At 38.8% G+C, this 13,053-nt stretch carries 13 protein-coding genes and 1 tRNA gene; 13 read left to right on the forward strand and 1 reads right to left on the reverse strand.

Translation table 11 applies throughout. The features are described 5' to 3' along the window. Positions 1-32 precede the first annotated feature (32 nt). Positions 33-977 carry a DNA-binding protein WhiA gene (whiA, locus tag ACFX40_RS18270; RefSeq protein WP_013085390.1) on the forward strand — a complete coding sequence of 315 codons (945 nt, stop codon included), beginning with the start codon at positions 33-35 and terminating at the stop codon, positions 975-977. Positions 978-1,005: 28 nt separating this feature from the next. After that, the gene (locus tag ACFX40_RS18275; RefSeq protein WP_013059708.1) at positions 1,006-1,260 is read left to right on the forward strand and encodes an HPr family phosphocarrier protein; all 255 of its coding nucleotides are present in this window, start codon (positions 1,006-1,008) and stop codon (positions 1,258-1,260) included. A gap of 33 nt (positions 1,261-1,293) precedes the next feature. On the opposite strand, the gene clpP is transcribed toward ACFX40_RS18275, so the two are convergent. Then, positions 1,294-1,881, reverse strand: coding sequence for an ATP-dependent Clp endopeptidase proteolytic subunit ClpP (gene clpP, locus ACFX40_RS18280; RefSeq protein ID WP_013059707.1), 588 nt, complete (start codon positions 1,879-1,881; stop codon positions 1,294-1,296). 220 nt (positions 1,882-2,101) lie between these two features. Between clpP and ACFX40_RS18285 the strand changes: the two genes are divergently transcribed. From ACFX40_RS18285 to secG, 11 genes are all read left to right on the forward strand, one after another. Continuing rightward, positions 2,102-2,173, forward strand: a tRNA-Arg gene (locus ACFX40_RS18285). A gap of 201 nt (positions 2,174-2,374) precedes the next feature. After that, on the forward strand, positions 2,375-3,049 hold the full coding sequence (locus ACFX40_RS18290; RefSeq protein WP_028409646.1) for a hypothetical protein: 675 nt from the start codon (positions 2,375-2,377) through the stop codon (positions 3,047-3,049). Between the two features lie 286 nt (positions 3,050-3,335). After that, positions 3,336-4,646 (forward strand): RNA polymerase factor sigma-54, encoded by a 1,311-nt coding sequence (rpoN, locus tag ACFX40_RS18295; protein ID WP_028409645.1) that lies wholly within the window; start codon positions 3,336-3,338, stop codon positions 4,644-4,646. A 12-nt stretch (positions 4,647-4,658) separates the two neighbouring features. Then, positions 4,659-4,907, forward strand: a complete 249-nt coding sequence (locus tag ACFX40_RS18300; protein ID WP_060745836.1) for a glutaredoxin family protein — start codon at positions 4,659-4,661, stop codon at positions 4,905-4,907. Positions 4,908-5,040: 133 nt separating this feature from the next. Beyond that, positions 5,041-6,069, forward strand: a complete 1,029-nt coding sequence (locus ACFX40_RS18305) for a sugar-binding transcriptional regulator (RefSeq protein WP_013085386.1) — start codon at positions 5,041-5,043, stop codon at positions 6,067-6,069. Positions 6,070-6,114: 45 nt separating this feature from the next. Beyond that, entirely contained in the window at positions 6,115-7,122 is a 1,008-nt protein-coding gene (gene gap, locus ACFX40_RS18310) for a type I glyceraldehyde-3-phosphate dehydrogenase (RefSeq protein ID WP_013059702.1), read from the forward strand. Positions 7,123-7,431: 309 nt separating this feature from the next. Then, positions 7,432-8,616 carry a phosphoglycerate kinase gene (locus ACFX40_RS18315; protein WP_013059701.1) on the forward strand — a complete coding sequence of 395 codons (1,185 nt, stop codon included), beginning with the start codon at positions 7,432-7,434 and terminating at the stop codon, positions 8,614-8,616. Between the two features lie 175 nt (positions 8,617-8,791). Then, the gene (gene tpiA / locus ACFX40_RS18320; RefSeq protein WP_013059700.1) at positions 8,792-9,547 is read left to right on the forward strand and encodes a triose-phosphate isomerase; all 756 of its coding nucleotides are present in this window, start codon (positions 8,792-8,794) and stop codon (positions 9,545-9,547) included. Beyond that, complete coding sequence (gene gpmI, locus ACFX40_RS18325) at positions 9,547-11,079, forward strand: 2,3-bisphosphoglycerate-independent phosphoglycerate mutase (RefSeq protein ID WP_028409643.1); 1,533 nt, start codon at positions 9,547-9,549, stop codon at positions 11,077-11,079. The genes tpiA and gpmI overlap by 1 nt, the downstream gene beginning before the upstream one ends. Before the next feature lie 24 nt (positions 11,080-11,103). Continuing rightward, complete coding sequence (eno, locus tag ACFX40_RS18330; RefSeq protein ID WP_013059698.1) at positions 11,104-12,399, forward strand: phosphopyruvate hydratase; 1,296 nt, start codon at positions 11,104-11,106, stop codon at positions 12,397-12,399. Positions 12,400-12,607: 208 nt separating this feature from the next. Next, positions 12,608-12,841: a preprotein translocase subunit SecG gene (gene secG / locus ACFX40_RS18335; protein WP_013059697.1), complete on the forward strand. Its 234-nt coding sequence runs from the start codon at positions 12,608-12,610 to the stop codon at positions 12,839-12,841. Positions 12,842-13,053 lie beyond the last annotated feature (212 nt).

A 13,053-nucleotide genomic window follows, 5' to 3' on the forward strand; every position in this document is an offset into this window, starting at 1 on the left:
ACTATTTCCGTATGTAGATTGGAGGTGAAGTTATGTCATTTGCATCAGAAACAAAAAAAGAGTTAACGAATTTAGAAGTCAAAGATTGCTGTGCAAAAGCAGAGCTTTCTGCATTAATTCGAATGAATGGTTCACTTTCTTTTTCAAATAAAAAATTCACGGTTGATGTTCAAACAGAAAACGCAGCGATTGCTCGGCGCATTTATGTCCTGCTTAAGAAAAATTATGATGTGTCAGTAGAACTGCTTGTGCGTAAGAAAATGCGGTTGAAGAAAAACAATGTGTATATTGTTCGATTAGTAGAAAAAACGAGAATGCTTTTGGAAGACTTAAAAATTGTAGAAGAAGGGTTCACGTTTACACATCGTATTTCACCAGAGCTAGTACAAAAAAAATGCTGTAAGCGATCCTACTTAAGAGGCGCATTTTTAGCCGGCGGTTCTATTAATAACCCAGAGACATCATCGTACCATCTTGAAATCTTTTCATTGTATGAAGAGCACAACGAAGCTTTATGCAATTTAATGAACGAATTTCAATTGAATAGTAAAACATTAGAACGGAAAAAAGGCTATATTAACTATTTAAAAGAAGCTGAAAAAATTACGGAGTTTCTAAATATCATTGGAGCCCATAACGCTCTTTTACGGTTTGAGGATGTAAGAATCGTCCGAGATATGCGAAATTCCGTTAATCGCTTAGTTAATTGTGAAACAGCTAACTTAAATAAAACGATCGGAGCGGCTATTCGTCAAGTGGAAAACATTCGTTATATTGATGAAACAGCTGGATTAGACATCTTACCAGAAAAGCTAAGAGAAATTGCTCGTTTACGTGTGGAATACCAAGACGTTACGTTAAAGGAGCTTGGTGAGATGGTATCTGGAGGTCAAATTAGCAAATCGGGCATTAACCATCGGTTGCGTAAAATTGACCAAATAGCAGACAAGCTTCGCGCCGGTCAGCCAGTCACATAAGGGGAATTGCAAGGGGGAGGATTTTATCATGGAAAAACAAGTAGAAGTAAAATTAAAAACGGGATTACAAGCTCGTGTTGCGGCACTGTTTGTGCAAGAAGCAACTCGTTTTACATCTGATGTGTACTTGAAGAAAGATGAGAAAGTAGTCAACGCTAAGAGTATCATGGGGTTAATGAGCTTAGCGATTAATAATGGTTCTCTCATTACGCTCATTGTTGAAGGGGTAGATGAAAAAGAAGCAATGGATGCGTTAGTAGCTTACGTAGAGAACGATGCATAAAAAAGCCTTTCCCGCTGCGGGAAAGGCTTTTTTTTATTTAGGGTCGTTTTCTAATACTTTGTCAATTAGACCGTATTCTAAAGCGCGTTCAGCAGTCATGAAATTATCACGATCTGTATCACGTTGTAGCACTTCTAACGGTTGACCTGTACGCTCAGCTAAAATTGAATTTAGTTTTTCGCGTAAGAATAGAATACGTTTTGCCGCAATTTCGATTTCAGTAGCTTGTCCTTGAGCACCACCAAGAGGTTGATGAATCATTACTTCGCTGTTTGGAAGAGCAAAACGTTTGCCCTTTTCACCAGCAGCCAGTAAGAAAGCGCCCATTGATGCAGCCATACCGATGCAAATTGTAGAAACTTTTGGCTTAATAAATTGCATCGTATCGTAGATAGCCATTCCAGCTGTAATAGAGCCACCTGGACTGTTGATATAAAGTGAGATATCTTTTTCTGGGTCTTCAGCAGCTAAGAATAGAAGCTGAGAAACGATTGAGTTAGCTACATTATCGTCAATAGCACTACCTAAAATAATAATGCGGTCTTTTAATAAACGTGAATAAATGTCATAAGCACGTTCACCACGGTTTGTTTGTTCAATAACTGTAGGAATTAAGTTCATATTAAATTCCTCCTTAACAAGAATAATTTGTTATGTACCTATAATACACGTATGGTCAATAAAGGTCAAACAAAAGAACCTCTACTACACATATTCGCTTAAAAGACTATGTATTCCTCTTTGACATTATTAAAATTTTTCCCCCTTCTAAAAAAAATAAACGTAGTATTCTATTGAAAAGAGAAGTTTTCTCTCCTATAATGGAAGTTGTGACAAATATGCCCTCGTAGTGTAGTGGATAGCACAAGAGATTCCGGTTCTCTTAGGGTGGGTTCGAATCCTGTCGAGGGCGTCTTAAAACGTTGCGGATTACGCAACGTTTTTTATTTTGAGCAAAAAGGCTCATATTCTCAAAAAATAATATTTATTTTTCTCCTCTAACCCTTTATACGCGCAAAGAAGCAAGAAATTAATTCCATTGTACCGGTTGCAGAATTTGTCAGAATACTATAAAACAGTATATAAGGAAAAGAAACACCGAGGAGGAATAAATATGAAATATGTGAACAAACTTTTCATTGTCAGTGCATCGGTAGCACTATTGCTGTCTGCATGCGGGACGAACGAAGATTCTGCTCAGCCGAAGTCTAATGATCAAGCAGAGAATGTTCAGCAAGATAAGGCTTCTAAATCTGATCAAACATCAGGCGCTGCAAAAGAAGATTCGAAAAAAGATGCGGATTCTTCCGAGGCCTCAGCCAAACCTTCAGGAAGTCAATCATCAACTAGCGAAACAGCGGAAGATGGACAGTCAACGTCTTCTTCAGAAACAAAACTAACAAAAAGCCCAGAACAAGATTATTCTATTCAAGTAATGGACGGCTATAAACTAACGGGTGAAGAACCAGGAAAAGATGCGTTAGTATTAACTTCAGATGATTCTCAATTTATGCGTATTGAAATGCTTTCATCAGAAGCATCGATGGATGACGCTGCTCAATCTGTTAAACAAACGGCAACAGCAGTTAATAAAAATGCAGCAGAGAAAAAGAATCTTGAAGAGAACGGAATCTTCAAAGATTCTGTTTGGTATGAAGCCACATCTGGCGATCATACGGTAAACGCCGTGCTGGTTAAAGGAAAGAAACCGATGAAGCTAACCATCTTCACGAAAAATGACGAAGAAAACTTGGACAAGTTTATGCAAATGGCACAAACCATTCAATAAGCAATTTTTCTATATATTATACACATGCAGAAAATTCGACATGACGAAGAAAACGTCATGTCGGATTATTACTCGGATCATGTGGTTGGTGCGAATTATAATGAAAAGTTATAAAGGTGCATAGCTCTATTACTTTTTTGATGGTTAGTAATTAAAAATAGGATGAACCGCTTCGTTAACAAAGGTTGACGAAGATTTTTTGATGAAAAAATTACATATAAAAAATAGTTACATGCTCTTTGAAAGCGTTTTTATAGTAAAATAGATGAAGGGGAGGGGAGAAATAATGGAGATTGGATTATTTCAGCAGCAGTCGTTAAAGCTGACGATGTCAAAAGAATTATCACAAGCTATTTCTCTTTTACAATATTCATCGATGGATATTGTAGCGTTTTTACATGAGCAGGCGCTTCAAAATCCGCTTATAGATTTTTCAGAGCTGCCCGTCTATACATCTCACAATCAAAAAAATCATGCAACTTCTGATTCAACAGATTATATGAGCAGTATACCAGCTCCTAAAGAAACGCTGTACGAACATTTAATGAATCAATCCGCATTATTAAAGTTAGATGAATGTGAGCAGGCAGCCGTTGAATTTGTTATTAATAGCCTGGATGATGCTGGCTATTTGCACGATGAGTTAATCATACTTGCTAACCAGCTTGGCCAAGATCAGGAGCAGGTTGAAAAGGCCCTCCAGCTTGTGCAGCAGATGGACCCAGCAGGAGTAGGGGCGAGAAGTTTACAAGAGTGCTTAATGCTTCAATTAAAAAGAAGTAATCAATGGACAGAAAAAATAGAGCAAATTTTGACACATCATTTTGAGGAATTTGCGTATAAAAAATGGATGAAAATCTCAAAGTTATGTCAAATCTCACTTGAAGCTCTTCAACAATTACATGAACAGATTAAAAAATTAAATCCTCGTCCTGGATCATTTTATATGAAGTCCAATGAACGATTCATTGTACCGGATTTTATTGTAAAAATTGAAGATGGAAATGTCGTTGCTTATGCAAATGAGGATTTGGAACCACGCCTTTCAGTGAATGAACAATACAAACTTCAGCTGAAAAACAGGCAAAACCAAGAAATGTTTTCTTATTTACAAGAGAAATATCGTGAATTTCAATGGATTATGAAAAGTTTACACACACGCAAAGATACATTAAACGCATTAATGAATACCTTACTTGTTGAACAAGAAGCATTTTTTAAAAAGGGTCCTTCGTATTTGAAACCCTTAACAATGAAGGAAGTAGCGGAACAAACCTCCGTGCATGAATCGACGATTAGCCGTGCTACTCGGCACAAATATATTCAAACGCCTTTTGGCACCTTTTCAATGAAATCTTTTTTCTCAACTAGTATTCAACTGGGCAACAACGAAGCGACTTCTACAACTCACGTAAAAGAACTGCTTAAAAAGCTAGTATCAGAAGAAAACAAACAGCGTCCGCTTTCTGATCAGCAGTTGGCTAACGTCTTGCAAAGCAATTATAACGTTACTATTTCAAGAAGAACGGTAGCCAAATATCGAGATCAATTAAACGTTCTACCATCCAGTCAACGAAAACTTTTTGTCACGCAGTAAAGGAGTGGGAATGTGGAAGTCGTACTGTATACCAAAAATAGCTGTCATTTATGCGATGATGCAAAGAAGCTGCTTGCAGAGCTGCAGTCGGAGTTTCCCTTTCAGCTTATTGAACGAGATATTTATAAAAACGATGAGTGGCTGGAAAAATATCATCTTACGATTCCTGTAGTAGAAATGGACGGAGAAGAAGTGGAATATGGAAAAATAACAGGTATTCCATTAAGAAAACGCTTACTTTTAAAAATAGGCAACACATGAGTTGAATAAAGGATTCACTCCTGTTAGAATAGATTTTGTAGCAGGGTGAATTTTTTTTGCGCAAGGTGGGACATAATATGTCTATACGGGACAAAATGTGTCCAGCGAGTTTATGCCTTAAGGGGATTTTAACATGCGTTCTTTAATAGAAGTACAACGAAAATTATTACCTGAACTTCTCTCAGTTATGCAAAAGCGCTATCAAATCTTGCAATACATACGTTTAATGCAGCCGATTGGCCGCAGAAACTTAGCTGTAAGCCTTGGGCTAACAGAGCGTGTGTTACGAAGCGAAGTAACATTCTTAAAAGAACAAGATTTGATTGACATTTACCCTAGTGGAATGACGCTTACAAATGAGGGAGAGCTCCTTCTGGCTGAATTAGAAGAAGTAATGAAGGAAGTTTCAGGACTTCGGTTATTGGAAACAACATTAAAAGAGGCGTTTTCTTTATCAGAAGTTGTTGTTGTATCTGGAGATAGTGATCAGTCTCCTTGGGTCAAAAATGAAATGGGTCGAGCATCTGTTTCGTGTATCAAGGAGCGCCTTGTTGGTAAAAAAAATACCGTTGCTGTTACAGGTGGTACGACGCTTGCCGCCGTTGCCGAAATGATGACACCTGATTTAAAACACCCTGATGTACTTTTTGTACCTGCTCGCGGAGGGCTAGGTGAAAATGTACAAAACCAAGCAAATACGATTTGTGCTAAGATGGCTGAAAAGTCCATGAGTCACTATCGCTTGCTTCATGTTCCAGATCAGCTTAGTGATGAAGCATACCGATCCATTATCGGTGAACCATCTATTAAAGACATGCTTCATTTAATTAAGTCCGCTGGTATGGTTGTTCACGGAATAGGAGACGCTATGACAATGGCAGAACGCCGTAAAACACCACAAGCAGACTTAGAAAAAGTGAAAAATGGACATGCTGTAGGTGAGGCATTTGGATACTATTTTAATCATCAAGGCGAAGTTGTTCATAAAGTTAAAACAGTTGGCATACAACTCGATGATTTAAAGAACAATAAATGTGTTATTGCTGTTGCAGGAGGTTCATCAAAAGCAAAGGCAATTAAAGCGTTTATGCAACAAGCGCATGATTCGATTCTCATTACAGATGAAGGCGCCGCAAAAGAGTTAGTAAGGGATTTTAATTAATCCCTCATATAAAAAATACTTTTTACATTCAAGGAGGAAATACCCATGGCAGTAAAAATTGGTATTAACGGATTTGGTCGTATCGGCCGTAATGTATTCCGCGCAGCTTTAAAAAATGATAACGTTGAAGTAGTAGCAATCAACGACTTAACAGATGCTAACATGCTTGCTCACCTTTTAAAATATGATTCTGTACACGGAAAATTAGATGCAGAAGTAGTAGTAGATGGTAGCAACTTAGTAGTAAACGGTAAAACAATCGAAATCTCTGCTGAACGTGACCCAGCTCAATTATCTTGGGGCAAACAAGGCGTAGAAATCGTTGTTGAATCTACTGGATTCTTCACAAAACGCGCTGACGCTGCGAAACACTTAGAAGCAGGAGCTAAAAAAGTAATCATCTCTGCTCCAGCATCTGACGAAGATATCACAATCGTAATGGGTGTTAACGAAGACAAATACGATGCGGCTAACCACAACGTAATTTCAAACGCTTCTTGTACAACTAACTGCTTAGCGCCATTTGCTAAAGTGTTAAATGACAAGTTCGGTCTTAAACGCGGAATGATGACAACAGTTCACTCTTACACAAACGACCAACAAATCTTAGACTTACCACACAAAGATTACCGTCGTGCTCGTGCAGCTGCTGAAAACATCATCCCAACTTCAACTGGTGCTGCTAAAGCTGTATCTCTAGTATTACCTGAATTAAAAGGTAAATTAAACGGTGGAGCTATGCGTGTTCCAACTCCAAACGTTTCTTTAGTAGACTTAGTTGCTGAACTTGACAAAGAAGTAACGGTTGAAGATGTAAACAACGCTCTTAAAGAAGCTGCTGAAGGCGATCTTAAAGGCATCCTTGGTTACAGCGAAGAGCCACTAGTATCTGGTGACTACAATGGTAACATCAACTCTTCTACAATCGATGCATTATCTACAATGGTAATGGAAGGTAACATGGTTAAAGTTATCTCTTGGTACGATAACGAGAGCGGATATTCTAACCGTGTAGTAGACCTTGCTCAATACATCGCTGCTAAAGGACTATAAGAATAACTTAAAATTCGCTTCTATTTTATTCAATAAGACAGAAATCGACTAGACTTTCCTTTTTTATTGGATATCTGAAAATAGAACGACTATAATAAGACTTGCTAAGGAAGAGAGGGGCATACCCCCTCTTCCTTGATTTATGTATTGGCTTCTACATGAAAAAGCGTCATAAGCAGCTAACTGGAGTTTCACTTTATATAGAAAGGCGCCAATATATAAAATGAAATCTACGGTGGTTTGTGGATTGATGATTACATAGAAGCCTACTTGCTTAGTACCATAAATACTTAAGGAGGCCTTTTAACGATGAACAAAAAAACGTTGAAAGACATCGATGTAAAAGGAAAGCGAGTATTTTGTCGCGTAGACTTTAACGTACCAATGAAAGACGGAAAAGTAACAGACGAAACTCGTATTCGTGCAGCTATCCCTACTATTCAATATTTAGTAGAACAAGGTGCAAAAGTAATTTTAGCTAGCCATCTTGGACGTCCAAAAGGCGAAGTTGTTGAAGAGTTACGTCTAAATGCTGTTGCAGAACGTTTACAAGCTCTTCTTGGTAAAGACGTTGCAAAAGCTGACGAAGCTTTTGGTGAAGAAGTAAAGAAAACAATCGACGGCATGAGCGAAGGCGATGTTTTAGTACTTGAAAACGTACGTTTTTACCCAGGTGAAGAGAAAAACGATCCTGAATTAGCAAAAGCATTTGCTGAATTAGCAGACGTGTACGTAAACGATGCATTCGGTGCAGCTCACCGTGCGCATGCTTCAACAGAAGGAATTGCACAACATATTCCAGCAGTAGCAGGTTTCTTAATGGAAAAAGAGCTTGATGTGCTTTCAAAAGCATTATCAAACCCAGAACGTCCATTTACTGCAATCGTTGGTGGAGCAAAAGTTAAAGACAAAATCGGTGTAATTGACCACTTGCTTGATAAAGTAGATAACTTAATCATCGGTGGAGGACTTTCTTACACATTTATTAAGGCACTAGGCCATGAAGTAGGTAAATCACTTCTTGAAGAAGACAAGATTGAACTTGCAAAATCTTTCATGGAAAAAGCTAAGAAAAACGGAGTAAACTTCTACATGCCAGTGGACGTGGTAGTAGCAGATGACTTCTCAAATGATGCTAATATTCAAGTTGTATCAATTGAAGATATTCCAAGCGATTGGGAAGGCTTAGACGCAGGACCGAAAACGCGTGAAATCTATGCTGACGTAATCAAAAACTCTAAGTTAGTTATTTGGAATGGACCAATGGGTGTATTTGAATTAGATGCATTTGCTAACGGAACAAAAGCAGTAGCAGAAGCTTTAGCAGAAGCAACTGACACATATTCAGTAATCGGCGGAGGAGACTCTGCAGCAGCTGTTGAAAAATTCAACTTAGCTGATAAAATGAGCCATATTTCTACAGGTGGCGGTGCGTCACTAGAGTTTATGGAAGGTAAAGAACTTCCAGGCGTAGTTGCATTAAACGATAAGTAAGTTTATGTTTCAGTAAGACGGAGGACCGACCTGACGACTGATAATATAAAAAATTATCAAGCAGCGAAGATGGATGACCAAGAGATAAAAGGGACCGAATCACTTTTAACAGCACCCTCTTGGACATCTAACGCGTGAAGGGAAAACCCACAATAAACAAAGGACGGTGTTATACATGCGTAAACCAATTATTGCAGGAAACTGGAAAATGAACAAAGTACTTTCTGAAGCAACTAGCTTTGTTGAAGAAGTAAAAGGAGCAGTACCATCTCCTGAAAGCGTAGAATCAGTAGTATGTGCACCTGCACTATTTTTAGATCGTTTAGTAGAAGCGACTAAAGGCACAGACTTAAAAATTGGTGCACAAAACATGCACTTTGAAGAAAACGGTGCGTTCACTGGAGAAGTGAGCCCTGTTGCTTTAGCAGACTTAGGTGTGAACTATGTCATTTTAGGACACTCTGAGCGTCGTGAAATGTTTGCTGAAACGGACGAAACAGTAAACCAAAAAACAATTGCTGCATTCAAACACGGTTTAACACCAATCGTTTGCTGCGGTGAAACAAACGAAGAGTACGAACAAGATCAAACAAAAACAGTTGTAGCTAATCAAGTACAAAAAGCATTAGCTGGTCTAACTGATGAGCAAGTAAAACAAACGGTTATCGCATATGAGCCAATCTGGGCAATCGGTACAGGTAAATCTTCAACTGCTGAAGGTGCAAACGAAGTTTGTGCATACATCCGTAGCGTTGTTGCAGAACAATTCTCTCAAGATGTTGCAGATGCTGTACGTATTCAATACGGCGGTAGCGTAAAACCTGCTAATATCAAAGAATATATGTCTCAATCAGACATTGACGGAGCTTTAGTAGGTGGAGCAAGCTTAGAAGCAGATTCTTTCTTACAGCTTTTGGAGGCTGGTAAGTAATGAGTAAAAAGCCAGTAGCATTAATCATCTTAGATGGTTTTGCATTACGCGATGAAGATAAAGGTAATGCGGTAACACATGCAAAAAAACCAAACTTCGACCGTTTCTGGAACGAGTATCCTCATGCTACACTTCAGGCGTCTGGAGAAGCTGTAGGCTTACCAGAAGGCCAAATGGGTAACTCTGAAGTAGGTCACTTAAACATCGGCGCAGGCCGAATTGTGTACCAAAGCTTAACTCGTGTAAACTTAGCAATTCGTGAAGGCGAGTTTGAACAAAACGAAACGCTTCTAGCAGCTGTAAAGCACGCAAAAGAAAAGGGTACAAACCTTCATCTTTTCGGGCTTTTATCTGATGGCGGTGTACACAGTCATATCGAACATCTATATGCATTATTGCGTCTAGCTAAGAGTGAAGGCTTAGAAAAAGTCTACATTCATGGCTTCTTAGATGGTCGTGACGTAGCACCTCAATCTGCTGAAACGTATTTAAAAGAACTTAATGAAAAAATTGAAGAGTACGGCGTTGGTGAAATTGCAACACTTTCAGGACGTTACTACTCAATGGACCGCGACAAACGCTGGGAGCGTGTAGAGAAATCATACCGCGCAATGGTGTACGGCGAAGGTCCATCATATACAAGCGCTGAAGAGTGCGTAAAAGATTCGTATGAAAATGGAATCTATGACGAATTCGTTTTACCTTCTGTTATTACAAAAGAAGACGGATCGCCAGTTGCGACAATTCAAGACGAAGATGCAGTTATTTTCTACAACTTCCGTCCAGATCGCGCAATTCAAATTTCAAATACGTTCGCAAACGAAGATTTCCGTTCATTTGATCGCGGTGAAAAACATCCGAAAAACTTACATTTTGTATGTTTAACTCACTTCAGCGAAACAGTTGACGGATATGTAGCCTTTAAGCCAAATAACTTAGATAACACGCTTGGTGAAGTATTATCTCAAAATAACTTAAAGCAGCTTCGTATTGCCGAAACAGAAAAATATCCTCACGTAACGTTCTTTATGAGCGGTGGACGTGAAGCAGAGTTTCCTGGTGAAACACGTATCTTAATCGATTCACCAAAAGTAGCAACATATGACTTGAAACCTGAGATGAGTGCTTATGAAGTGACGGACGCGTTGCTTGCAGAAATCGAAGGCGATAAGCAAGACGCTATTTTATTAAACTTTGCAAATCCCGATATGGTTGGCCATTCAGGTATGTTAGAACCAACGGTAAAAGCGATTGAAACAGTAGATGAGTGCTTAGGCAAAATCGTAGATGCAATTTTAGCTAAAGGCGGTACAGCAATCATCACAGCAGACCATGGTAATGCTGATGAAGTGATTACGCTTGAAGGTAATCCAATGACGGCTCATACAACGAATCCTGTTCCAGTAATCGTAACCAAACAAGGCTTAGAGCTTCGTGAAGACGGTATTCTAGGAGATCTAGCTCCTACGATGCTTACTCTTCTAGATGTAGCACAGCCAAAAGAAATGACAGGTAAAACATTAATTAAATAATTAATTATAAAGGAGAGTTTTAAAATGCCAGCAATTCTTGACATTTATGCACGCGAAGTATTAGATTCTCGCGGTAACCCAACAGTTGAAGTTGAAGTATATACTGAATCAGGCGCTTTCGGACGCGCTTTAGTACCAAGTGGTGCTTCTACTGGTGAATACGAAGCAGTAGAATTACGCGATGGTGACAAATCTCGCTACCTAGGTAAAGGTGTATTAAAAGCAGTAGAAAACGTAAACGAAATTATCGCTCCTGAATTAGTAGGTATGGACGTAACTGATCAAATCGGTATCGACCGCCTTATGATTGAGCTAGATGGTACGGAAAACAAAGGTAAATTAGGTGCCAACGCTATTCTTGGTGTATCTATGGCAGTAGCTCACGCAGCAGCTGATTTCGTAGGTCTTCCATTATACCGTTACCTTGGTGGATTCAACGCTAAGCAATTACCAACTCCAATGATGAACATCATCAACGGTGGTTCTCATGCTGATAACAACGTTGACTTCCAAGAATTCATGATCTTACCTGTAGGAGCTCCTACATTCAAAGAAGCAATCCGTATGGGTGCTGAAGTATTCCACGCGTTAAAATCTGTTTTATCTGCTAAAGGTTTAAACACAGCTGTAGGTGACGAAGGTGGTTTCGCTCCTAACTTAGGTTCTAACCGTGAAGCATTAGAAGTAATCGTAGAAGCAATCACAAAAGCTGGTTACGAAGCTGGTAAAGACATCCAATTAGGTATGGACGTAGCTTCTTCTGAGTTCTTCAACAAAGAAACTGGTAAATATGATTTAGCAGGCGAAGGCCGTACAGGCGTAACTTCTGCTGAAATGGTAGATTTCTACGAGCAGTTAGTTAACGAATTCCCAATCGTTTCAATCGAAGACGGTTTAGACGAAAATGACTGGGATGGTCACAAGCTATTAACTGAGCGCATTGGCGGAAAAGTACAGCTTGTTGGTGACGATCTATTCGTAACAAACACGAAAAAACTTGCTCAAGGTATCGAACAAGGCGTAGGTAACTCTATCCTTATCAAAGTTAACCAAATCGGTACATTAACTGAAACGTTCGAAGCTATCGAAATGGCTAAACGTGCTGGTTACACAGCAGTAGTTTCTCACCGTTCTGGTGAAACTGAAGATGCAACAATCGCTGATATCGCTGTTGCAACAAACGCTGGTCAAATCAAAACTGGTTCTATGAGCCGTACAGATCGTATTGCGAAATACAACCAATTACTACGCATCGAAGACGAGCTAGGTGTTTTAGCTGTATACGATGGCGCTAAATCTTTCTACAACTTAAAAAAATAAGTTGAAAGTATAAAAAACGGATGACGATTGTCATCCGTTTTTTTACGTTAAAATCCGGTGTATTTCACTGCCATTACTTGTACGAGAGGGTTTTTTATGATAAATTAACCTTAGCGTAGTGCGCGTACTTTATCCCCGGTAATGCCAATCAGAAGGGATGAAGAAACCCCGCTGATTGACTATTACTTGGTGTAGGAGGTGTGTCTTAGTGCATACATTGCTGATTACTTTGCTAGTGATTGTTTCAATTGCTTTGATTGTTGTGGTCGTTTTACAATCAAGTAAAACTACTGGATTATCTGGAGCTATTTCCGGTGGAGCTGAAACGTTATTTGGGAAACAAAAAGCACGTGGAATTGACTTAGTTTTACACCGTTTGACAGTAGTGTTATCTATCTTATTCTTTGTGTTAACACTTGCTGTATCTTATTTCAAACTTTAATATGTTACTGGATAGACTGCCACCTAATGCATATGTACTTGGTGTATACCAACTTATGTATTAGGTGGTTTTTTAATGGGCGTGTTGAATACTTTAATTTCATTTTTAAGTAATGATATAATATACCTTTAGAAAAAAGTACTAAATATAGTATAAAAGTGTAAAAGTGGACGGCCACATCTCTTGTTATGTGATGACCGTCACATAAATAC

This window comes from Priestia sp. YIM B13552, from assembly GCF_042787775.1.
Taxonomy (GTDB): domain Bacteria; phylum Bacillota; class Bacilli; order Bacillales; family Bacillaceae_H; genus Priestia; species Priestia megaterium_E.